At 73.1% G+C, this 20,487-nt stretch carries 19 protein-coding genes; 10 read left to right on the top strand and 9 right to left on the bottom strand.

What is annotated here, in order from left to right:
• The first annotated feature begins 3 nt into the window (after positions 1–3).
• The 4 genes from kdpC (at position 4) to ACWGPE_RS14310 (ending at position 4,901) form a co-directional block, all read left to right on the top strand.
• Positions 4–618, top strand: a complete 615-nt coding sequence (gene kdpC / locus ACWGPE_RS14325) for a potassium-transporting ATPase subunit KdpC (protein WP_452048943.1) — start codon at positions 4–6, stop codon at positions 616–618.
• 4 nt (positions 619–622) lie between these two features.
• The gene (locus tag ACWGPE_RS14320; protein ID WP_231428857.1) at positions 623–3,145 is read left to right on the top strand and encodes an ATP-binding protein; all 2,523 of its coding nucleotides are present in this window, start codon (positions 623–625) and stop codon (positions 3,143–3,145) included.
• Positions 3,142–3,837, top strand: a complete 696-nt coding sequence (locus ACWGPE_RS14315) for a response regulator transcription factor (RefSeq protein WP_275506114.1) — start codon at positions 3,142–3,144, stop codon at positions 3,835–3,837. Before ACWGPE_RS14320 ends, ACWGPE_RS14315 begins: the two co-directional genes overlap by 4 nt.
• Positions 3,838–4,091: 254 nt before the next feature.
• Complete coding sequence (locus ACWGPE_RS14310; RefSeq protein ID WP_376930776.1) at positions 4,092–4,901, top strand: LLM class flavin-dependent oxidoreductase; 810 nt, start codon at positions 4,092–4,094, stop codon at positions 4,899–4,901.
• Positions 4,902–4,925: 24 nt separating this feature from the next.
• Here ACWGPE_RS14310 and ACWGPE_RS14305 read toward each other — a convergent pair whose 3' ends face one another.
• Positions 4,926–5,486, bottom strand: a complete 561-nt coding sequence (locus ACWGPE_RS14305; RefSeq protein ID WP_452048942.1) for a DUF402 domain-containing protein — start codon at positions 5,484–5,486, stop codon at positions 4,926–4,928.
• A 120-nt stretch (positions 5,487–5,606) separates the two neighbouring features.
• Between ACWGPE_RS14305 and ACWGPE_RS14300 the strand changes: the two genes are divergently transcribed.
• On the top strand, positions 5,607–6,287 hold the full coding sequence (locus tag ACWGPE_RS14300; RefSeq protein ID WP_452048941.1) for a flavin reductase family protein: 681 nt from the start codon (positions 5,607–5,609) through the stop codon (positions 6,285–6,287).
• Positions 6,288–6,330: 43 nt separating this feature from the next.
• Here the strand turns inward: ACWGPE_RS14300 and ACWGPE_RS14295 are convergent, their stop codons facing one another.
• Entirely contained in the window at positions 6,331–8,241 is a 1,911-nt protein-coding gene (locus tag ACWGPE_RS14295) for an NAD(P)-binding protein (RefSeq protein ID WP_452048940.1), read from the bottom strand.
• Positions 8,242–8,517: 276 nt separating this feature from the next.
• On the opposite strand from ACWGPE_RS14295, the gene rlmC reads away from it, so the two are divergent.
• Positions 8,518–9,687, top strand: coding sequence for a 23S rRNA (uracil(747)-C(5))-methyltransferase RlmC (gene rlmC, locus ACWGPE_RS14290; RefSeq protein WP_231428863.1), 1,170 nt, complete (start codon positions 8,518–8,520; stop codon positions 9,685–9,687).
• 32 nt (positions 9,688–9,719) lie between these two features.
• Here rlmC and ACWGPE_RS14285 read toward each other — a convergent pair whose 3' ends face one another.
• The gene (locus ACWGPE_RS14285; protein WP_452048939.1) at positions 9,720–11,300 is read right to left on the bottom strand and encodes an SDR family oxidoreductase; all 1,581 of its coding nucleotides are present in this window, start codon (positions 11,298–11,300) and stop codon (positions 9,720–9,722) included.
• A 271-nt stretch (positions 11,301–11,571) separates the two neighbouring features.
• On the opposite strand from ACWGPE_RS14285, the gene ACWGPE_RS14280 reads away from it, so the two are divergent.
• Entirely contained in the window at positions 11,572–11,808 is a 237-nt protein-coding gene (locus ACWGPE_RS14280) for a hypothetical protein (protein ID WP_231428865.1), read from the top strand.
• A 92-nt stretch (positions 11,809–11,900) separates the two neighbouring features.
• On the opposite strand, the gene ACWGPE_RS14275 is transcribed toward ACWGPE_RS14280, so the two are convergent.
• The 4 genes from ACWGPE_RS14275 to proC form a co-directional block, all read right to left on the bottom strand.
• Positions 11,901–13,193 carry a DUF6596 domain-containing protein gene (locus ACWGPE_RS14275; RefSeq protein ID WP_452048938.1) on the bottom strand — a complete coding sequence of 431 codons (1,293 nt, stop codon included), beginning with the start codon at positions 13,191–13,193 and terminating at the stop codon, positions 11,901–11,903.
• Positions 13,190–13,579, bottom strand: a complete 390-nt coding sequence (locus tag ACWGPE_RS14270; protein WP_231428867.1) for a YciI family protein — start codon at positions 13,577–13,579, stop codon at positions 13,190–13,192. Before ACWGPE_RS14270 ends, ACWGPE_RS14275 begins: the two co-directional genes overlap by 4 nt.
• Positions 13,580–13,675: 96 nt before the next feature.
• Entirely contained in the window at positions 13,676–15,043 is a 1,368-nt protein-coding gene (locus tag ACWGPE_RS14265; protein WP_452048937.1) for a beta-N-acetylhexosaminidase, read from the bottom strand.
• Positions 15,040–15,888, bottom strand: coding sequence for a pyrroline-5-carboxylate reductase (gene proC, locus ACWGPE_RS14260; RefSeq protein WP_376930771.1), 849 nt, complete (start codon positions 15,886–15,888; stop codon positions 15,040–15,042). Before proC ends, ACWGPE_RS14265 begins: the two co-directional genes overlap by 4 nt.
• A 58-nt stretch (positions 15,889–15,946) precedes the next feature.
• Here proC and ACWGPE_RS14255 point away from each other — a divergent pair, with 58 nt between their 5' ends.
• Both ACWGPE_RS14255 and ACWGPE_RS14250 read left to right on the top strand, forming a co-directional pair.
• Positions 15,947–16,909, top strand: a complete 963-nt coding sequence (locus ACWGPE_RS14255) for a cation diffusion facilitator family transporter (protein WP_231428870.1) — start codon at positions 15,947–15,949, stop codon at positions 16,907–16,909.
• Positions 16,906–17,676 (top strand): glutamine amidotransferase-related protein, encoded by a 771-nt coding sequence (locus tag ACWGPE_RS14250; RefSeq protein ID WP_275506106.1) that lies wholly within the window; start codon positions 16,906–16,908, stop codon positions 17,674–17,676. Before ACWGPE_RS14255 ends, ACWGPE_RS14250 begins: the two co-directional genes overlap by 4 nt.
• Before the next feature lie 31 nt (positions 17,677–17,707).
• On the opposite strand, the gene ACWGPE_RS14245 is transcribed toward ACWGPE_RS14250, so the two are convergent.
• Positions 17,708–18,628, bottom strand: coding sequence for a winged helix-turn-helix transcriptional regulator (locus ACWGPE_RS14245; protein WP_231428872.1), 921 nt, complete (start codon positions 18,626–18,628; stop codon positions 17,708–17,710).
• A gap of 104 nt (positions 18,629–18,732) precedes the next feature.
• Between ACWGPE_RS14245 and ACWGPE_RS14240 the strand changes: the two genes are divergently transcribed.
• Positions 18,733–20,031, top strand: coding sequence for an MFS transporter (locus tag ACWGPE_RS14240; protein ID WP_452048936.1), 1,299 nt, complete (start codon positions 18,733–18,735; stop codon positions 20,029–20,031).
• Here ACWGPE_RS14240 and tadA read toward each other — a convergent pair.
• Positions 19,950–20,432 carry a tRNA adenosine(34) deaminase TadA gene (tadA, locus tag ACWGPE_RS14235; RefSeq protein WP_231428874.1) on the bottom strand — a complete coding sequence of 161 codons (483 nt, stop codon included), beginning with the start codon at positions 20,430–20,432 and terminating at the stop codon, positions 19,950–19,952. The two genes, ACWGPE_RS14240 and tadA, sit on opposite strands and share 82 nt — an antisense overlap.
• Positions 20,433–20,487: the final 55 nt, after the last annotated feature.

Below are 20,487 nucleotides of genomic sequence, written 5' to 3'. Positions count from 1 at the left end.
CGCATGGCCTCCACCCGCACCACCCTCCGCACCCACTGGGTCGCGCTCCGCGCGATGCTCGTCTTCACCCTCGTGCTCGGCGTCGCGTACACCGCACTCGTCACCGCGATCGGCCAGCTCGCCCTGCCCGCCCGGGCGAACGGCTCGCTCGTGCACGACGCCGCCGGCGAGGTCGTCGGCTCGTCGCTCATCGGGCAATCGTTCGCGGATGCCTCGGGCGCGCCCCTGCCCGGGTGGTTCCAGCCCCGACCGTCGGCGGCCGGAGACGGCTACGACGGCGGCGCGTCGAGCGGCAGCAACCTCGGCCCCGAGAACCCCGACCTCGTCTCGGCGATCGGCGAGCGCCGTTCGCAGGTCGCCGCGGCCGACGGCGTCTCGCCCGACGCGGTGCCCGCCGACGCCCTCACGGCCTCGGGCTCGGGCCTCGACCCGCACATCAGTCCCGAGTACGCGCGCCGGCAGGTCGCCCGCGTGGCCGAGGTGCGCGGTCTGCCCGAGGCCGAGGTCGCGAAGCTCGTCGACGCCCACGTGCAGGGGCGCGACCTCGGCTACCTCGGCGACGAGACCGTGAACGTGCTCGAGCTCAACCTCGCGCTCGCAGCGCTGGTGGGAGACTGACCACATGAAGCGGGGGCGATTGCGGGTGCTGCTGGGTGCCGCTCCCGGCGTCGGCAAGACCTACACCATGCTCGAGGAGGGCAGGCGACTCGTCGGCGAGGGGCACGACGTCGTCGTCGGCTTCGTCGAGACGCACGGGCGGCGCGCGACCGCCGACATGGCCGAGGGGCTCGAGATCGTGCCCCGACGCGCGATCGAGCACCGGGGCGTGACCCTCGACGAGATGGACCTCGACGCGGTGCTCGCGCGCCGGCCCGAGGTCGCCCTCGTCGACGAGCTCGCCCACACGAACGCCCCCGGCTCGCGCCACGCGAAGCGCTGGCAGGACGTCGAGGAGCTGCTCGACGCCGGCATCGACGTCGTCTCGACCGTGAACACGCAGCACATCGAGTCGCTCGGCGACGTCGTGCTGCAGATCACGGGAGTGCCGCAGCGCGAGACCATCCCCGACCGGGTGCTGCGCGCCGCCGACCAGGTCGAGGTCGTCGACCTGTCGCCGCAGGCCCTGCGCGACCGGCTCTCGGGCGGCCTCGTCTACCCCGCCGAGCGCATCGACGCCGCGCTGTCGAACTACTTCCGGCTCGGCAACCTCACCGCGCTCCGCGAGATCGCGCTGCTGTGGCTCGCCGACGAGGTCGACCAGGCGCTCAAGAAGTACCGGGCCGAGCACGGCATCGACCGCAAGTGGGAGGCGCGCGAGCGCGTCGTCGTCGCGCTCACGGGCGGACCCGAGGGCGAGACCCTGCTGCGCCGCGGCGCCCGCATCGCCGCCCGCGCGTCGGGCGGCGAGCTCATCGCCGTGCACGTGACGAACCCCGACGGCATGCGGGCGAGGCATCCCGGCGCGCTCGACGCCCAGCGCACGCTCGTCGAGCAGCTGGGCGGCACGTTCCACCAGGTGGTCGGCGAGGACGTGCCGCGTGCGCTCGTCGAGTTCGCGCGGTCGATGGACGCGACGCAGCTCGTCATCGGCGTCAGCCGCCGGTCGCGCCTCGCGGCCGCGTTCTCACCGCCGGGCATCGGCGCGACGGTGATCCGCGAGTCCGGCGACATCGACGTGCACATCGTGACCCACGCCGCAGCCGGTGCTGCGGTCTCGCTGCCCCGGCTCGCGCGCGGCGCGCTCGGCCGCACGCGGCTCGTGATGGGATTCGTCGTGGCGCTCGTCGCGGGGCCGCTGCTCAGCTGGGTGCTGACGCGCTTCCACACCGAGTCGTCGATCACGAGCGACGTGCTCGCGTACCAGCTGCTCGTCATCGTCGTCGCACTCATCGGCGGCATCTGGCCGGCCCTGTTCGCGGCCGTGCTCTCGGGCCTCACGCTGAACTTCCTCTTCATCGAACCGCTCTACACGCTCACGATCGCCGAGCCGCGCCAACTGCTGGCCCTCGTCTTCTACGTCGCCAACGCGCTGCTCGTGAGCTACGTCGTCGACCAGGCCGCCCGCCGCACCCGAGAGGCGCGGCGAGCGGCCGCCGAGTCGCAGATGCTCGCGACCATGGCCGGCAGCGTGCTGCGCGGCGAGGACGCCCTGCAGGCGATGGTCACCCGCACGCGCGAGGCGTTCGGTCTGACGGGCGTGCGGCTCCTGGTCGACGGCGAGCCGGTCGTCGCCGACGGCGAGCCCTCGAACGACGACCGCGTCACGCTGCTGCCCATCGCCGACCGCGCCGTGCTCGAGCTGCACGGACACGACCCCGATACCTCGGAGCGGCGCCTGCTGCAGGTCATCGCCACCCAGATGGATGCGGCCCTCGAGCACGGCGCGCTCGCCCGTGCCGCCGAGACCGCCGACGCGCTCGCCGAGACCGACCGGGTGCGCTCGGCGCTGCTCGCCGCGGTCGGGCACGACCTGCGACGACCGCTCACCTCTGCCTCGGCCGCCATCAGCGCGCTGAGGTCGGCCGAGGTACGGCTGCCCGACGACGAGCGGCAGGAGCTGCTCGACACGGCCGCCGAGAGCCTCGACTCGCTCGCCGAGCTCGTCACGAACCTGCTCGACGTGAGCCGCGTGCAGGCCGGGGCGCTCGCGGTGCGGCTCGCACCGGTGGAGGCGGCCGACGTCGTGTTCCCCGCACTCGACGAGCTCGGGCTCGGGCCGGGCGAGGTCGAACTCGATCTCGCCGACGATGCGCCGCAACTGCTCGCCGACGCGGGCCTGCTGCAGCGCGTCGTCGTGAACCTGCTCGCGAACGCGGTGCGGCACTCCCCCGTGGGTGAGCGGGTGCGGCTCGCGGCGTCCGGATTCCGCGGTCACGTGCAGTTGCGCATCGTCGACCGGGGTCCGGGCATCCCGCCCGAGCGCCGCGACGAGGTGTTCACACCGTTCCAGCGGCTCGGCGACACCGACAACGAGACCGGGCTCGGACTCGGACTCGCCCTGTCGAAGGGGTTCGTCGAGGGCATGGACGGCACACTGGAGGTCGAGGACACACCGGGCGGTGGACTCACGATGGTGGTCACCCTGCCGGCCGTGACCGCCGACCGCGACGCCCGCCCACCCGCGACACCCGAGGAGGCGCGATGAGGATCCTCCTCGCCGACGACGACGAGCAGCTGCAGCGCGCCCTGCGCATCACGCTCGCCGCGAGGGGGTACGACGTGCTGCACGCGCGCGACGGCGCCGAGGCCATCGACCAGGCGGCCAACGGGCACCCCGATCTCATCCTGCTCGACCTGGGCATGCCGAAGGTCGACGGCATCGACGTGATCCGTGCCGTTCGGGCGTGGTCGAGCGTGCCGATCCTCGTGCTGTCAGGGCGCACCGACTCGGGCGAGAAGGTCGAGGCGCTCGACGCCGGTGCCGACGACTACGTCACGAAGCCGTTCGCGATGGACGAGCTCCTCGCCCGCATCCGTGCGCGCTCGCGCCGGCCGGCCGACGACGGCGACGGGGCGGCCGTGCATCGGGTCGGCGAGCTGGAGGTCGACCTCGCCGCCCGGGTCGTGCGGCCCGTCGCATCCGAGGGCGGCGGCCGCGAGGCATCCGTTCGCCTGACGCCGACCGAGTGGCGGCTCCTCGAGCTGTTCCTCAAGCACCCCGGGCGGCTGCTCACGCGCGAGATGCTGCTGAGCGAGGTGTGGGGCCCGTATCACGCGAACGACGCCGGATACCTGCGGCTCTACGTCGCGCAGCTGCGGCGCAAGCTCGAGCCGGTGCCGTCGGAGCCCCGCCACTTCCTCAACGAACCGGGCCTCGGGTACCGCTTCGAGCCGTAGGCGACGTCGGGTCGTCGGCAGCGCACGCGCCGGATCGCGCGTTGATCCCCGCCCGACCAGCTGGGATCGTCCCTCCGGTGAACGCGGCCACACGGCCACACGGCCACACGGCCACACGGCCACGACCACACGACCACACGACCAGTGATGCGAACCCGCCGCCGCTCGTCACCCGCGCCCTACCTCCGACGGAGTACGCGCAGTGTCGCCGCCGGGCGGATGTGCGGCCGGCGCGGCTCGCGCAGGATCGAGGCATGACCCACCACTCCTTCCGATTCGGCGCCGTCGTCGGGCGACGCGGCACGGCGGCCGTCTGGGGCGCCACTGCGCGCGAGCTCGAGCAGGCGGGCTTCTCGTCGCTGCTCGTGCCCGACACGCTCGGTACCGCCTCCCCGTTCCTCGCACTCGCGGCCGCCGCGACGACGACCGAGCGGCTGCACCTCGGCACGTGGGTGCTCGCCGCGCCCCTGCGGTCGGCGGCTGCCGTCGCACGCGAGGCGTCGACCCTGCACGAGCTCGCGGGCGGGCGATTCGAGCTCGGCCTCGGCGCGGGGCGCCCCGGCGGCGAGCACGACGCCCTCCGGCTCGGCGTCGACTGGGGTGCGCCCGGCCGGCGCGTCGACGCGGTCGAGCGGGCGCTGATCGCCGTGCACGCCGAGCTGCCGGACCTGCCGGTCGTGATCGCGGGCAACGGCGACCGGATGCTGCGCCTCGCCGGCGCCCATGCGCGCACGCTCGCCCTCGCCGTGCCGCCGACCGCGACGGTCGACGAGGTGGCCGCGCTCGCGACCCGCGCCCGGGATCGGGCGGGCGCCGACCTCGAGATCGCGCTGCAGATCGCCGGCGTGGGCGAGTCCCTGCCCGAGTGGCTGTCGACGCGGCTCGGGCTGACGCCCGAAGGGCTGCGCGAGGCCGACGCGGCGGCCCTCCTCTCGGGCGACGTCGACCGCGACGCCGCCCACCTCGAGCGGCTGCGGGAGGTCGCCGGCGTCTCGTACGTCACGATGTCGCACGAGCACGCCGCCGTGCTCGGCCCGCTCGTCGCGAGGCTCGCCGGCCGCTGACGGCTGCCGACGTCCGCCGCGGCGCTATCCGAACGCGGGCAGTGCGGCGAGCGCGGCGAACCACGCCGCCGCGGTCGCGCCGTCGAACGGCGGTTCGCGGCGCCGCACCGCCCCGAGCACCCCGTCGGCGTCGGCACGCACCCGCGCCACGAGCTCGGAGGGGTAGCCGAAGCGCACCGAATGCTCGGCGAACTCCTCCTCGTCGTCGATGAACGCAGCCTCGCCGTCGCGTTCGACCACGTCGAGGTCGAGGTCGACGTACGCGACCGTGAAGCCCGAGGCATCCGCGCGCCATTCGGGCACCGTGGCGAGGTCGACGTAGGTGCCGAGTCCGCGCGGATGCCCGAGGTTGAAGGCCGGCACCCAGCCCGACGGCGTGACGAGCGTGAGCGACGGCCAGTCGGCCGTGAACTCCGCGCCCGGCCGCGCGAATCGCGTGCCCGGCGGGAAGCCGATCCATTCGCCGTGCTCGTCGGCGCCGAGCCAGACGCCGTCGAACGCCCAGTGCGGCGAGCCGTCCCACTTCGTTGCACGCACGCGCACGGTGTCGCCCGACCGGCGCCCGGTCATCGATGGGACGTCCATCCGACCACCGTAGCGCCGGGGAGAACCCGGGCGCGGGCGCCGCCGACGCCATGTCCGGAACTCGCCGGACACCCGGTGCGCGGCCCGCGAGGCTGGAGTCCCAGACCAGGAAGGCCGCCCATGGGAACCGTGACCTCGCTCGACGCCCACGCGCATGGCACCCGGCATGCGCCGATCTCGCCCGCGATCCTCTACTTCGGCAGCCAGGTGTCGCTGCTCTCGACCGTCGACGAGGAGGGGCATCCGAATCTCGCGCCGAACTCGTCGGTGTGGTGGCTCGGCCAGACCGCGATGCTCGGCGTCGCGGCGCGCAGCCAGACGGGCCGCAATCTCCTGGCGAACGGCGAGGCGGTGATCAACCTGCCCTCGATCGCCGGCGTCGACGCGGTCGACCGGCTCGCCCTCACGACCGGCCGCAATCCGGTCCCCGACCGAAAGGCTGCGGCGGGCTACCGGCACGTGCGCGACAAGTTCGCCGAAGCGGGTGTGCGGCCGATCGCGGCCGAGACGGTCGCGCCCCCGCGCGTGGCCGAGTTCCCCGTGCACCTGGAGGGGCGGGTCGTCACGATCCACCCGATGGGCGGCGCGGCGACCACGGCGGAGGCGAGCCTGCTGGCGGTCGAACTCGGCATCACCCGTGTGCACGTGGTCGAGTCGCTGCGGATGCCCGGCCACGCCAACCGCATCGACCCCGGGCGCTGGCGGCCCCTCATGATGAACTTCCAGCGGTTCTTCGGACTCGGCGACGAGACGATGCCGTCGCGCCTCGCGAGCATCGACGAGGAGTGGTACCGCGGCTGAGCCCGCCGGCGCGCACCGGCGGGCTCATCCGCGAGGCATCCCGTCAGCTCAGCTCGGCGACCGCGCGGCTCGCCTCGTCGACGGCGGCGTGCGTGTAGCCGAACGCCTGGGCGTCGGAGTTCGCGATCGTGATGTTGCCGTGCCGACGACGCGCGGCCTGGAACGGCTGCTGCTCGAGCGGGCCGAAGATCGCGGGGTCGGCGATCGAGTTGTACTCGTAGGCGTAGCCGTGCGACCAGCGGTTCACGGTGATCGCAGCGATGCCGCGCTTCGCCTCGAACCCGAAGCCGCCGAGCGCGCGCTGCATGAGATCGCGGATGTCTCGTTCGAAGTCCGCGAATGTCACCTGCAGCAGCTCGCGGCGACCGGCCTTGTGCTGGTCGCGGGTGATGCGCTCGCCCGGCAGGTTCGGCGTCTTCGACAGCGTGACGACGATCGGCTCCTCGGGGTCGCGCGCCGATCGGTAGCCGCCCTGGTCGGTCGGGGTGGCGAGGCCGAGGCTGTCCCAGAAGTGGTTGTACGGCGTGACCCGCGAGACGCCGGCGTCGGCGAACGCGGTCCAGTTCTTCACCGCGACGCGGGCGTAGACGAGCGGCACCTTCACGCCGTAGCGCATCGCCTCGACCTGCTCGGCGGGCAACCCGTCGACGATGTACGACGAGACCGCGTTCCAGCACGCCATGACGACGTGCTTCGCCTCGACCCGGTACGCCGTGCCGCCGTTGACGTAGTCGACGTCGATCGGCCCGCTCGTCCCGGCGCGGTGGCGCACGGCGGTCGCCATGCTGTTGAGGCGGATGCGGACCGGCGACTTCGGGTGGTCGAGCAGCGCGTAGTTGGCCGAGGCGCCGATGATGCTCTCCTGCGTCTGCACGCCGCCGAACGCCTGCGGGACGAGCCGAGAGACGAGCAGTCGCGACACGGTCGCGCCGCCGTCGGGGAAGTAGTACAGCTCCTCGTCGGTCGTCGTGAGCGACATCGCCGGCGTCCGGCCGATGCCGGGATACGGTTCGGGGCTCAGCCCGAGGCCGCCGAAGCCCGGATAGCCGACGCCCCAGCAGTCGCCGGCGGGCACGGCCTCGATACCGGCGCCCCACAGGCCGTGCGGGCGCTTCTGGTAGTAGACGAGGGCCTCGTCGCCGACGCCGACGAGGTTCTGCAGGTACTCGCGGTAGGTCATGCGGGCGAGCGCCTGCTTCTTCTCGGCATCGCTGAGCCCGGGCAGCACGTCGTCGTCGAACGTCTCGATGCGCATGATGTCGTCGCGGGCCTGCTGCGAGAGCGGCAGGCGTGACACGAGCGACGCGGTGGACTCTCCCGGCGCCCGCCGCAGGAAGGTGTCGGCGCCGAACGACTCCTCGGGGAAGAAGTAGCCGTTCGTGAGCCCCATCGATCCGTAGAGGCCGGTGTCGACGCCCTCCGCGAGCTCCGCGAAGTCGATGCCGAGGTCGTCCATGAGCTCGAGCGACGGCGCGTTCCAGGTGTCGGGGCTGTCGAGGTTCACCATTCCGCCGTTGCTGAGCAGGGTGCGCCCGCGCACCGAGAACTCGTTGCGGTGCTGGTGGCCGCCGAAGTCGGCGAGCGCCTCGACCACGAGGATGCGCGCCTCGGCACCGAACCGCTTGCGGTAGAAGTGGGCGGCCGCGAGCCCGCTCACCCCGCCGCCCACGACGACGAGGTCGTACGCCTCCCCCGTGCGCTTGGGCGTGCCGAAGTCGGCGCCGCCGAACGTCGCGCCGTGCCCGGCCTGTCGAGCCGAGTCGGTCTGCCCCACGAGCCCCGTCTGCCGCGGCCGGCTCGCCGCCGCATGCCCGCCACCCGCCTGGGCGTGCGCCGCCCCGCCGGGCACCGCGGTCAGCGCCGCCGCGCCGGCCGCGACGGCCATGCCGTTGAGCAGGTCGCGCCGGCTGATGCCCGCCGACATCCCGAGTTCTTCATCTCCGTGCTTCGCCATGTCAGACCCCTTCGTCGTCCACTTCGTCTGCGTCGTCCGATGTCCGCGAGCGCGTGGCCCCGCGTGTCCGCAGGCTAACGAGCGGGTTCGACGAGGGTCAAGGATTTCGTTGAACAATCTGCGAAGTCGGTCGAACTCGTCTGTCGCCGACCGACGATCCGACGGAATCCGCAGCGGCGACGCAGCCGCGATGCCGCGCGGATCGTCGTCGCCCGCATGTCCCGTCCGTTCGCTCGACATCCCGGCGCGGGCGGGCCGGATGCGAGGATTGAACCCGTGGACTGTTCGTACTTCGACGCCGGGCGCTGTACCTCGTGCGCGCTCATGGGCCGACGGTACGACCTCCAGCTCGCCGACAAGCAGGCGCACGCCGAAGCGCTGCTCGCGCCGTTCGGCGTCGGCCACTGGGAGCCGCCGGTCGCCAGTCGCGAGGACGCCTACCGCAACAAGGCGAAGATGGTCGTCGGCGGCACGGTCGACGCTCCCACGATCGGCATCCTCGACGCCGACGGCTACGGCATCGACCTGCAGGCGTGCGGCATCTGCTCCGACGGCCACCGGGCGGCGTTCCCCGTGCTCGCCCGCTTCATCACCCTCGCCCGTATCACTCCGTACGACGTACGCCGTCGCTCGGGCGAACTCAAGCACCTCATCGTCACCGAGTCGCCCGACGGCGAGCTCATGGTGCGCTTCGTGCTGCGCTCGACCGAGCCGGTCGCCCGCATCCGCAAGCACCTGCCGACGCTCCTCGCCGAGCTGCCGAACGCGCGCGTCGTGACCGCGAACGTGCTGCCCGAGCACAAGGCGGTGCTCGAGGGCGAGCACGAGATCGTGCTCACCGAGGCCGAGACACTGCCGATGCGGCTCAACGACGTGACGATGCACCTGCGCCCGCAGAGCTTCTTCCAGACCAACACCGCGATCGCGGCCGCGCTCTACGCCGAGGCCCGCACCTGGATCCGCGACCTCGCCCCCGACTCGGCGTGGGACCTCTACTCGGGCGTCGGCGGGTTCGCCCTGCACATCGCCGGCGCAGCCGGCTCGGCGAGCACCGCGGGCTCGGCCGACGGCGCGGGCCCTGCGGTCACGGGCATCGAGACGAGCGTCGAGGCGGTCGCGAGCGCCGAGTTGAGCAGAACGGATGCCGCGCTCTCACGCCTCCGGTTCGCCGCGGGCGACGCGACCGACTTCGCGCTTCGCGCGCGGCCCGCCGACGCCCCCGACCTCGTCATCGTCAATCCGCCCCGGCGCGGCATCGGCCCCGAGCTCGCGCACTGGCTCGAGGCATCCGACGTGTCGCACGTGCTGTACTCGAGCTGCAACGCCGCCTCGCTCGCGAAGGACCTCGCGGCGATGCCGTCGCTGCGGCCGGTGCGGGCGCGCGTGTTCGACATGTTCCCGCAGACGACACACTTCGAGGTGATGGTGCTGCTCGGGCGGCGCTGACCGGATGCCGCCGGTCTCGCGCCGCGACCGCGTCACTTCGAGGTCGAGTGGCCGCCGGGCGGACTCGGCATCGAGGCCCGATCCCTGCCCTCCGCGATCGCGACGATCAGGTTCTGCATGCCGGCGAAGATGATGCCGTGGAACGGGAGGATCGCCCACCAGTAGAGGCGTCCGGTCAGGCCCTTGGGGAAGTACACGGCCCGCTGGGTGTACCGGGAACCGCCGCCGTTGGGTTCGCAACGCAATTCCAGCCACGCGCTGCCCGGCAGCTTCATCTCGGCGCGGAGCCTGAGCAGGCGTTCTTCCTCGCAGGCCTCGACCCGCCAGAAGTCGATCGCGTCGCCGACGGCGACACGCGTTCGGCTGCGACGCCCGCGCGCGAGGCCGACACCGCCGACGAGCCGGTCGGCCCAGCCTCTGAGCGACCAGAGCAGCGGCGTCGAGTACCACCCGTTCTCGCCGCCGATGCCGGCGATCACCGACCACAGCGCCGCGACGCTCGCGGAGGTCTCTCGCGATCGATCGTCGGTGTACACGGTGCGACCCGCCCAGTCGGGGTCGCTGGGCAACGGGTCGCTCGGCGCCTCGGGCACCTTGGCATCGAGCCAACTCGTCTCGACCTCGTCGTTCTCGACGCGGCCGAGCGCCAACGACACCGCCTCCCGATACGGCGTGAGCCCGCCCGGCGGCGGCGGGATGAGCGCATCGATGTCGTGGTTCTGCATGACGCAGTCGTTCTGCAGCGACTCGACCAGCGGTCGTGCCAGCGCACGAGGTATCGGGGTCACGAGGTCGACCCAGTGCGATGCGAGGCTCGGCGTGAGGACCGGGAGTGCGGCGATCCCGCGCTGCGGCAGGCCCGCTTCGATCGCATAGCCGTTCATCATCTGGCCGTACCGCCACACGTCCGGGCCGCCGATGTCGAGCGTCCGGTTCACCACGGCCGGGAGGTGCGCAGCGGCGAGGAGGTAGTAGAGCACGTCGCGTACCGCGATGGGCTGGATGAAGTTCCTGACCCATCGGGGGGCGGGCATGTACGGAAGCACCTCGGTGAGATGGCGGATCATCTCGAAGGATGCCGACCCCGACCCGATCACGACCCCCGCTTGCAGGGCCACGGTCGGCACTCCGGAACCGAGCAGGATCTCTCCGACCTCCACTCGGGAACGCAGGTGGTCGGAGAGCTCCGCGCCCGGCGGGTGCAGACCACCCAGGTACACGATGCGGCGGACGTTCGCCTGACGTGCCGCCCGTGAGGCGACCAGCGCCACCCTGCGATCGAGGTCCGCGAATCGCCGGCCGCTCGTCATCGAGTGGATGAGGTACCACACGACGTCGACGTCCTGCATCGCACGACCGACGACGTCGGCGTCACGGGCGTCACCGACGACCACGTCCACGTCGGAGCCCCACGCGAAAGCCGCCAACCGCTCGGGGCTGCGCACGAGGACCCGCACGCCGTAACCGGCCGCGAGAAGTCGCGGCACGAGCCTCCCGCCGATGTACCCCGTCGAGCCCAGGACCAGCACCCGCTCGGCGGTGCCGTCGCCGCGCAGGCGTGACCGCAGTGCGGGTTCGCGCCCCGTCGGTGCCGTCAGGGCGTCAACGCTCATTCCCCAACACCTCCCGGAGCACGGCCCTCAGCGTCTCGCGAAGCCGTCGACACCCGGCAGACTCCGCGTCCTGCCCGCTCGATGCCCATCATCCACCTTCATCCGGGCGCAGCCAACCGAGCTCGGCGTCTGCGGAAGGATGGCGAAGCGACGTGCACCCGGCGCGCGCCCCGGCGGCGTCGGCCCCGCAATCCATTCCGGCGAATTCACCCCTGTTCAGGTGTTTCATTCCGAATCGGCTATACTGGAAGGTCACGCGAAAGGAGGTGACATGCGAAGGATCGGAATCATCCCCACGACCGTCATCGTCGCGGTATGGGTGTTCTTCATCGGCTTCACGTTCGGCTACCTGAACGAGCTCGAGGCCGGCACGACGACGGCGACGAACGCCGGGCTGCTCTCCGGAGCTGCCGCCCTCGCGCTCGGTGCCGCCACGTACCTCGTGGTCAAGCTCGTGCGCGCCGTGACCCACGCACGCCGCGGGCACGACGCGAAGCACGCGGGCTGAGGCCCGGGCGGTCGACGGCGCTGAGCGCCCGACCGCGCCTCATCGGCCGGGGAGCGATGGTCGCTTCCCGGCCGATCTGCGTCTCGGGGTGCTCAGCGGGTCGCGCCCGCCCGCGCCAGGCAGAACCGCCGCACCGGCTCGGTCGGCACGAGCCCGGCGAGCTCGGCGTACTGCGCCGACGCCTCGGCGCGACGCCCGGTGCGCCAGTCGAGGTCGGCGAGCGCGAGCCTCGCGTCGACCGCCGCATACGGTGCCGAGCCCTCGGCGAGCGCGCGCAACTCGCTCGACACCCTCCGCAGCACGGCCGTGCGCTCCCCCGACGGCGAGGCGAGCAGCGCCCGGTGCAGTTCGGCCGACAGCCGCGCGACCGTCACCGACGGCGCACCCCACACCCGTTCCAGCGCGCGGTAGAAGCCGACGACCCGGTCCCAGTCGGTGGCGGCGAAGTTCGGCGCAGTGCTGTGCAGGCCCGCGATGGCGGCCTCGAGCACGAACCTCCCGTCGCCGCGATCGGCCGCGGCCGCCGCGTCGTCGAGGCCGGCCTCGATGAGCCGGCGGTCCCACAGCCGGCGGTCGACCTCGTCGAGCGGCAGGGCCGCGCCCGCCTCGTCGAGTCGCCCCGGCCGGCGGGCGAGGCCCAGTCGGATCACCGCTCGCAGCCCCCGCACCTCGGCGTCGTCGGGATACTCGGCGACGAGCGCGTCGGCGATCGACAGCGCCTGCCGGCCGAGGTCGTCGAACGGCGTCTGCGGGTCGAGCACGTCGCGGTGCGCGACCGTGAACATGCCCGCGACGCTCGCGAGCACGACGGGCAGCCGCACCCGCCGCTCGGGCGCCTCGGGAACGTGGAACCGCCCGCGCGCCTCGGCGAGCGCGTGCTTCGCGCGCGTCAGCCGGGCGGCCGCGGCGGAGGGCTGCACACCGAGGTGGGCGGCGATGCGCGGCACGTCGAGCCCGCAGACCAGCCGCAGCGCGAGCACGAGCCGCGCCTGCTCGGTGAGTGCGGGATCGCACGCCACGAACAGGAGGGCGAGGCGGTCGTCGAGCGCGCCGCTCGAGAGCGGCCCGTCGATCGAGGATGCCTCCGCCGAGGCATCCTCGTCGGTGGCCGTCGCCTGTTCGGCGGCGACCCGCTCGGCGTGGCGCTGCTCGGTCGCGGCGCGACGGCGATCGTCGATGAAGGCGCGCTTGCCGACCGCGATGCACCACGCGGCGAGCGAGCCGAGCGGCGGACCGTCGCCGGCCCGGGCGACGGCCCTCGCGACGGCCTCGGCGGCGTACTCCTGCGCGTCGTCCACGCTGCCCGTGTAGGCGGCGAGGGCGCGCACGATCCGCGGCCAGGCGTCGACGAAGTCCTCGCCGAGGCCGGCGACCGACTCGCTCACGAGACGGGGAACACCTTGCGCCACTCGATGTGCCCGCCGGTGGGCACGAGGGCGGCGATCTGCCGGGCGAGCTGCTCGTCGTCGGTCTCGACGAGGTAGTAGCCCGAAACCACCTCGGTCGTGTCGGGGTAGGGCCCGTCGGAGTAGACCGCGTCGTCGAGCACCCGGTCGCCGTCGCCGGGGGTGACCCGCCCGCCGTGCCGCGCGTTCTGCAGGGCGGCACCGCCGACGAGGCGGGCGCCGAGCTTCACGACGGCCTCCTGGAAGGCCTTGTGCGCGGGGAAGTTGTTCTCGGGGTCGCCGCCGGGCACGCCGCCGCCCCCGTTCAGGAACGCGTCCGAGTCCCAGTCGGGCTCGTGGATGAGGTACATGTACGTGTCGGTCATGGCGTCTCCTTCGTCGGCCCTTTCGGGCACGTGACGACGTTCGTCACACCATGGTGACGAACTCGGCCGCTCGAAATCGACACCCGGCCGTGAAACTCAGAGGTTCGCCGTGAGGCGCGCGAGCTCGGCGAGCCGGTCGGCCCGGTCGCGCGGCGCACCCGGCACCCCCGGCCGCTGCTGGTCGGGCCGCGGCCCCGAGGGCGGCCGGTAGGCGACACCCCGCGCATCGAGCCAGGCGAGATACCCGGGCAGCCGCGCGGCGAAGTCGTCGGGGTCGACGGGCCCGCCGTTCCAGGCGACCTCGGCGAACGCCCCGAGCCGCGGGAACACCGCGTAGTCGAGCCGATCGCGACCGTCGAGATGCTCGCACCAGACGTTCGCCTGCACGCCCGCCACGCGGTCGGCGAACCAGGCCGGCGACTCGGCGGGCACGGGGTCGAAGGTGCCGACGTCCTCGACCGACAGCACGGTGCCGACCGGGATCGGCTCCTCGGGCAGGTCGGACTGCCGGTAGTCGAGGTAGGTCCACAGGTCGGGGCACAGCACGACGTCGTGCCCGAGCCGCGCGCCCAGCTCGGCGCCGACCGGCCCGCGCCACGACGCCACGATCGCGTCGGGTGCGGGGTCGCGGCCCTCGAGCATCTCGTCCCAGCCGACGACCCGGCGGCCGCGGCCGCGTACGCGGTCGGCGATGCGCGCGAGGAACCACGACTGCAGCTCCTCCTCGGTCGTGAGCCCGCGCTCGGCCATGAGCTCCTGCGTGCGCGGGTCGGCCCGCCAGCGATCCTTGCGCACCTCGTCGCCGCCGATGCCGATGAACTCGGAGTCGAACACCTCGCACAGCTCGTCGAACACGGTGCCGACGAACTCGAGCGTCGCGTCGTCGACGTTCAGCACCTCGTCGCTGATGCCGAACCGCGGCCACGGCTCGGCGACGCGCTCGCTCACGGCCTCGGCGCCGCCGACCCCGAACTCGGGATACGCGGCGAGGATCGCCTGCGCGTGCCCCGGCACGTCGATCTCGGGCACGATGCGGATGCCTCGCGCCGCCGCGAATCGCACGAGCCCGCGCAGTTCGCCATGGGTGTACCAGCCCTCGTGCGGAACCCCGTCGAGCGTCGAGTGCGGCCCGTGGCCGAGCTGGGTCTGCGAACGCCGTCCGCCGACCTCGGTGAGGCGCGGGTAGGCGCGGACCTCGAACCGCCAGCCCTGGTCGTCGGTGAGGTGCAGCTGGAGCACGTTGATGCGGTGCGCGGCGAGCAGGTCGATGAACCGCTCGAGATCGGCCACCGGCCGGAAGCGCCGGGCGACGTCGAGCATGACGCCGCGCCACGCGAAGCGCGGCTCACCCTCGAGGCGGAGGCCGGCGGCGGTCGAGTCGGCGCGCAGCGCCGTCTCGAGACCCTCCCCGACGTGGTCTCGAAACGCTCCTCCGTCGCTCCTCGACCGACGCCCCACGGTCACGCGCCGGCCGCCAGCTCGCGGGCACGTGCGAGCGCGGCGTCGGTCGCGCGGTCGAACGTCTGCTTGAGCGACGCCTCCTCGAGCACGGCGACCGCGCGCTCGGTGGTGCCCTTCGGGCTGGTCACCCGGCGACGCAGCTCGGCCGGCTCCTCGCCCGCGTCGGCGAGCAGCTCGCTCGCACCGCGGAACGTGCCCTGCACCATGGTCGCGGCCTGCTCGGGCGTGAAGCCCTTGTCGATCGCCGTCGCCGTGAGCTGCTCGATGAGGTAGAAGACGTACGCCGGCCCCGAGCCCGAGATCGTCGACAGCGCGTCGAGCTGCGACTCGGGCACGACGAGCACGTCGCCGACGGTCTCGAAGAGCGCGACCGCGAGGGCGAGGTCGTCGTCGCTCGAGCGGGTGCCGGGCGAGACGCCGGTCACGGCGCGCCCGACGACGGCCGGGGTGTTCGGCATCGTGCGGATGACGCTGACCGTGTCGGGCAGCAGCGACTCGTACGTCGCGACCGTGACGCCCGCGGCGACCGACACGACGACCGTCCCGGGCTCGAGCGCGTCGGCGATCTCGCGGAGCAGGCCGGGTACCATCGCCGGCTTCACCCCGACGACCACGACCTTCGCGCCGGCGACCGCGCGGCGGTTCGCCGAGGCATCCTCGTCGGTGGAAGAGCTCGTGACGCCGGGCAGCGCGGCGAGCGCGGCGGCCTTCGCCGCCGACCGGTTCGTCGCGCGGATGCCCTCGGCCTCCACACCCGGCCGGAGGAGCCCCGAGAGGATCGCCCCCGACATCGAACCGGCCCCGAGGAAGGCGATGACGGGCAGCTTCACGACGGCGTCGGCACTCATGCGACCATCCTAGGTTTCGTGAACGCGGGCGATCGCGGGCCTCCGTAGGATTGACGCCATGAGTGCATCGGGCGGTACCAAAGCCATCATCGCGGCGTTCCTCGCGAACCTCGGCATCGCGATCACGAAGCTCATCGCATGGGCGGTCTCGGGTTCGGCCTCGATGCTCGCCGAGGCGGTGCACTCGCTCGCCGACTCGGGCAACCAGGTGCTGCTCATCTTCGGCGGCCGCAAGGCGCGCAAGGTCGCCGACAAGGAGCACCCGTTCGGCTACGGCCGCGAGCGCTACGTCTACGCGTTCATCGTGTCGATCATCCTGTTCTCGGTCGGCGGCGTGTTCTCGATCTACGAGGGCGTCGACAAGCTGCAGCACCCGCACGAGCTGACGAACATCTGGGTGCCGATCGCCGTGCTCGTGATCGCGATCGTGCTCGAGTCGTTCTCGCTGCGCACCGCGGTGAAGGAGTCGAACCAGGTGCGCGGCCGGCAGAGCTGGGTGCAGTTCGTGCGACGCGCGAAGGCGCCCGAGCTGCCCGTGGTGCTGCTCGAGGACGTCGCGGCGCTCATCGGTCTGGTCTTCGCCCTCCTCGGCGTCGGCCTCACCGCGATCACGCACAACCCCGTGTTCGACGCGGTCGGCACGCTCATGATCGGCACGCTGCTCGTCGTCGTCGCGATCGTGCTCGGCATCGAGACGAAGTCGCTGCTCGTCGGCGAGGGCGCCGGCGAGGACGACGTGCAGAAGATCGAGCAGGCGATCCTCGCCGGTCCCGAGGCCGAGCGCATCATCCACATGAAGACCCTCTACCTCGGGCCCGACGAGCTGCTCGTGGCCGCGAAGCTCGGCTTCGCCTCCGACCAGCGCCTGCTCGAGGTGGCCGCCGCGACGAACGTCATCGAGCAGCGCATCCGGCATGCGGTGCCCGCGGCCCGGGTCATCTACATCGAGCCCGACGTCTACGTCGACCCGAACCAGACGGCGCCGCCGACCGACGCGATCGTCATCAAGGGCCTCGAGTGACGGCTGGTCCGCGGGCCGGTTCCGCGGCGCCGGCGATCGCGCGCACCGCGCTCGTGCTGCGGCACGACTCGGCGATCGGCCTCGGCAACCTCGGCCCGGTGCTCGAGGCGAACGGCTACGAGATCGTGACGGTCGACACCCCGACCGCGGACGTCTCGGGGCTCGACCCGCTCGGCGCCGACCTCGTCGTCGTGCTCGGCGGTGACGAGGCGGTCTACGAGACCGACCGCTACCCGTACCTCGCCGACGAGGTCGAGCTGCTGCGCGAACGCATCGCGGCCGAGGCCCCCGTCTTCGGGGTGTGCCTCGGTGCGCAGCTGCTCGCCGCATCGCTCGGCGGGCGGGCGTACCGGGGCGAGCGCAAGGAGGTCGGCTGGCTCGAGGTCGAGCCGACCGAGGCGGGCGCGGCGTCGCCGCTGCGTCACTTCGCCGGGGTGCCGACGGTGCAGTGGCACGGCGACACCTTCGAGCTGCCGGCCGATTCCGGGGTCGTGCGACTCGCCTCGTCGCCGCAGTACGAGAACCAGGCGTTCGCGAAGGGCCACTGGCTGCTCGCCGTGCAGTTCCACCCCGAGGTCGACGACGTCATCCACGACGAGTGGCTCGACGCGTGGGGCGACGAGCTGCCCGAGCACGGCACGAGTCGCGACGAACTGCGCGCCGGGCACGCCGAGCACGGCCGGCGCGCGCAGGAGGCATCCGCGCTGCTGTTCGGCGAGTACCTCGCGGGGCTCGACGCCCGCGCCACGACAGCGGCGGCCGAGTAGGCGCGACCGCCCGCCCGGCCACCGCGCCGGGTCAGGAGTGCGCGCCGCCGTCGATGCGCGACGCCTCCCGAGGAGTGGGAGGACCGGCGAGATCGCGCACGAGCGCGAGCACGTCGTCGACCGACTGGGCCGGGTCGGTCACGGGTGCCTGGATGTGCCGCACGACGCCCTCGGGGTCGACGAGCAGGGTGACGCGCTTCAGCCGATCGGCACCGCCGGCGCGGAACACGGGGAGCCGCAGCGCTGACGCTGCGAGGCCGTCCTGGTCGGAGGCGAGCAGGTAGGGCAGGTCGGCGTGCGCCGCGAAGGCTGCGAGCTGCTCGGGATGCTGCGTGCTCACGCCGAGCACCCGTGCGCCGGCCTCGGCGAGCGCCGCGTGGCGCCGGCCGTACGTGACGCACTCGAGCGTGCAGCCGGTCGTGCCGGGCACCTCGCCCCAGTGCGGCGGGTAGCCGTGCGTGCCGGGCGCGTAGGCGCCGGGGAAGAAGAACAGCGCCGTCCACCGGTCGGGGTCGACGAGACGGGCGGCGGACCCGTCGTGCGCCGCGAGCTCGACGTCGGGTACGTGCGCTCCCTCGAGGGCGCGGACCCGCGCGAGGTCGCCGTCGCCGAGCGCGCCGCTCAGCGTGCCGTCGCCCATGACGAACCGCGAGCCCCACTCCTGCAGCGCGAGCAGCACCGGCAGCAACCCCTCGCCGCTCGCCGTCAGGCGGTAGTCGTGCCGCGGCGGCCGTTCCGAGTACGGCACCTTCTCGAGCACCCCGTGCTCGACGAGCGCGCCGAGTCGCTCGGCGAGCGCGCGACGCGAGAGGCCGAGCTCGCGGGCGAACCCGTCGAACCGGGTGACCCCCGCGGCGGCCTCGCGCACGATCAGCAGGCTCTGCCAGTCGCCGACGATCGCGAGCGACTGCGCGATGCCGCACGAGCTGTCGGTGAGGTCCTCGCGGCGCATGCCGTCCATTCTCTCCTGCCCGCCGCTGATGCGCCGGGGTTCGTCCATACTGTAAGTTCCAATATGGAACTTACCTGATCCCGTCCCGATCGAGGAGGTCGCCGGTGGCCACGAGTGCACGGCCGTTCTGGATCTACTGGACCGCGAGCACGACGAGCGGCGTCGGCACCGCGGTCACCGCCGTCGCGCTGCCGCTGACGGCCGTCACCGTGCTCCATGCCGGTCCGGTCGAGACGGGCCTGCTCGCCGCGTCGTCGTACCTCGCCTGGGTGGTGCTCGGCCTGCCGGCGGGAGCGATCGTGCATCGGCTGCCGCTGCGCGCGACGCAGGTCGTCGCCGACCTGGTGCGCGCCGCGGCGATCGTCATGGTGCCGCTCGTCTGGTGGCTGGGCGAGCTCTCGCTCGTGCACCTCGTCCTCACGGCGCTCGCGGTGAACGTGGCCGAGGTGTTCTACTTCACGGCCAACACGACGTTCCTGCCGTCCGTCGTACCGAAGCACGAGCTGACGAGCCGGAACAGCCTCGTCTCCGGCACCCAGGCCGCGACCCAGCTCGGCGGGCCCTCGCTCGCCGGCCTGCTCGTGCAGGCGGTCGGCGCGGTGCCCGCGCTGCTCGTCGACGTCGCCTCCTACGTCACGTCGGCGCTGCTCCTGCGCCGGCTGCCCGAGCGGCGCGAACCCGCCCCGGCCGACGGCGCCGCCCGCGCCGGGATGGGGGCGATGATCGCCGAGGGGTGGCGGTTCGTGGTGCGGCACCCGGTGATGGCGCCCGCCACCTGGTGGGCGTGCGTCGTCAACCTCGTCTGCGGCGTGCAGGCCGGACTGTTCGCGGTGTACCTGGTGCGCGACCTCGAGGCGCCGCCCGCCATGGTGGGAGTGCTGCTCGCCGCCGACGGCGTCGGTTCACTGCTCGCCGCGGCGGCCACACCCTGGCTCGTCCGCCGCTTCGGGTCGGCACGGGTACTGCTCGTCGACGGGCTGGTCGGGTTCGCCGGGGCCGCGCTCATTCCCCTCGGCGCCGGGGCGGCCGGCTGGCTGTGCTTCGCGATCGGCACCCTCGTGTTCGGCGCCGCGGTCGTGCCCGGCAGCGTCGTGACGCGCACGTACCGGCAGGTGGCCAGCCCGCCCGAGCTGCTCTCGCGCGTCATGGCGACGGTGCGCTTCGTCTCGTGGAGCATGATTCCGGTCGGCGCCGTCGTCGCGGGCCTGCTCGCCGCGCAGGTGGGCAGCCAGTCGGTGCTGCTCGGGTCCGCGTTCATCCTGCTGCTCGGCCCGTTCATCGTGTGGTTCAGCCCGGTGCGCAGGCTCCGCAACCTCGAGGACTACGACGAGGGGCGGCGCAGCGGGTCCTCGAAGAACTCGAGCAGCAGCGCCGCGGATGCCTCGGCCTCGACGCCCGCATAGACCTCGACCCGATGGTTGAGCCGGCGGTCGCGCAGCACGTCGTAGAGCGACCCGGCGGCGCCGGCCTTCTCGTCCCATGCGCCGAACACCACGGTCGGCACCCGCGCGGCGAGGATCGCGCCCGCGCACATCACGCACGGCTCGAGCGTGACGACGAGCGTGCAGCCCTCGAGCCGCCAGTCGCCGGTCGCCTCGGCGGCGCGGCGCAGCGCGATCACCTCGGCGTGCGCCGTGGGGTCGCCGTGCAGCTCGCGCTCGTTGCGGCTCGAGGCGACGACGCGGCCCTCGCGGTCGATCACGACGGCGCCGACCGGCACGTCGCGGGTCGCGGGCGCCCGGGCGGCCTCGGCGAGCGCCAGGCGCATCCACTCGCGGTGGATCGCCGGCCCCGAAGCATCCATGCCGTTCACCCCTTCGCCGAACTCCCCTGACGGAAGAAGACCCCCGCAACCTAGA

The sequence above is a fragment of the Agromyces sp. NPDC055658 genome (genome assembly GCF_053618155.1).
Note: the sequence above shows the minus strand (reverse complement) of the source record. Positions and strands in the feature narration are given on the sequence as shown.

What these genes read in the sequence shown, in the direction of transcription:
- ACWGPE_RS14310 (WP_376930776.1), top strand. Translation starts at nt 4,092, where the DNA reads ATGACCCACCACTCCTTCCGATTCGGCGCCGTCGTCGGGCGACGCGGC.
- proC (WP_376930771.1), bottom strand. Translation starts at nt 15,888, where the DNA reads ATGAGTGCCGACGCCGTCGTGAAGCTGCCCGTCATCGCCTTCCTCGGG.
- ACWGPE_RS14295 (WP_452048940.1), bottom strand. Translation starts at nt 8,241, where the DNA reads ATGGCGAAGCACGGAGATGAAGAACTCGGGATGTCGGCGGGCATCAGC.
- tadA (WP_231428874.1), bottom strand. Translation starts at nt 20,432, where the DNA reads ATGGATGCTTCGGGGCCGGCGATCCACCGCGAGTGGATGCGCCTGGCG.
- ACWGPE_RS14255 (WP_231428870.1), top strand. Translation starts at nt 15,947, where the DNA reads ATGAGTGCATCGGGCGGTACCAAAGCCATCATCGCGGCGTTCCTCGCG.
- ACWGPE_RS14285 (WP_452048939.1), bottom strand. Translation starts at nt 11,300, where the DNA reads ATGAGCGTTGACGCCCTGACGGCACCGACGGGGCGCGAACCCGCACTG.
- ACWGPE_RS14320 (WP_231428857.1), top strand. Translation starts at nt 623, where the DNA reads ATGAAGCGGGGGCGATTGCGGGTGCTGCTGGGTGCCGCTCCCGGCGTC.
- kdpC (WP_452048943.1), top strand. Translation starts at nt 4, where the DNA reads ATGGCCTCCACCCGCACCACCCTCCGCACCCACTGGGTCGCGCTCCGC.
- ACWGPE_RS14305 (WP_452048942.1), bottom strand. Translation starts at nt 5,486, where the DNA reads ATGGACGTCCCATCGATGACCGGGCGCCGGTCGGGCGACACCGTGCGC.
- ACWGPE_RS14300 (WP_452048941.1), top strand. Translation starts at nt 5,607, where the DNA reads ATGGGAACCGTGACCTCGCTCGACGCCCACGCGCATGGCACCCGGCAT.
- ACWGPE_RS14245 (WP_231428872.1), bottom strand. Translation starts at nt 18,628, where the DNA reads ATGCGCCGCGAGGACCTCACCGACAGCTCGTGCGGCATCGCGCAGTCG.
- ACWGPE_RS14280 (WP_231428865.1), top strand. Translation starts at nt 11,572, where the DNA reads ATGCGAAGGATCGGAATCATCCCCACGACCGTCATCGTCGCGGTATGG.
- ACWGPE_RS14270 (WP_231428867.1), bottom strand. Translation starts at nt 13,579, where the DNA reads ATGACCGACACGTACATGTACCTCATCCACGAGCCCGACTGGGACTCG.
- ACWGPE_RS14315 (WP_275506114.1), top strand. Translation starts at nt 3,142, where the DNA reads ATGAGGATCCTCCTCGCCGACGACGACGAGCAGCTGCAGCGCGCCCTG.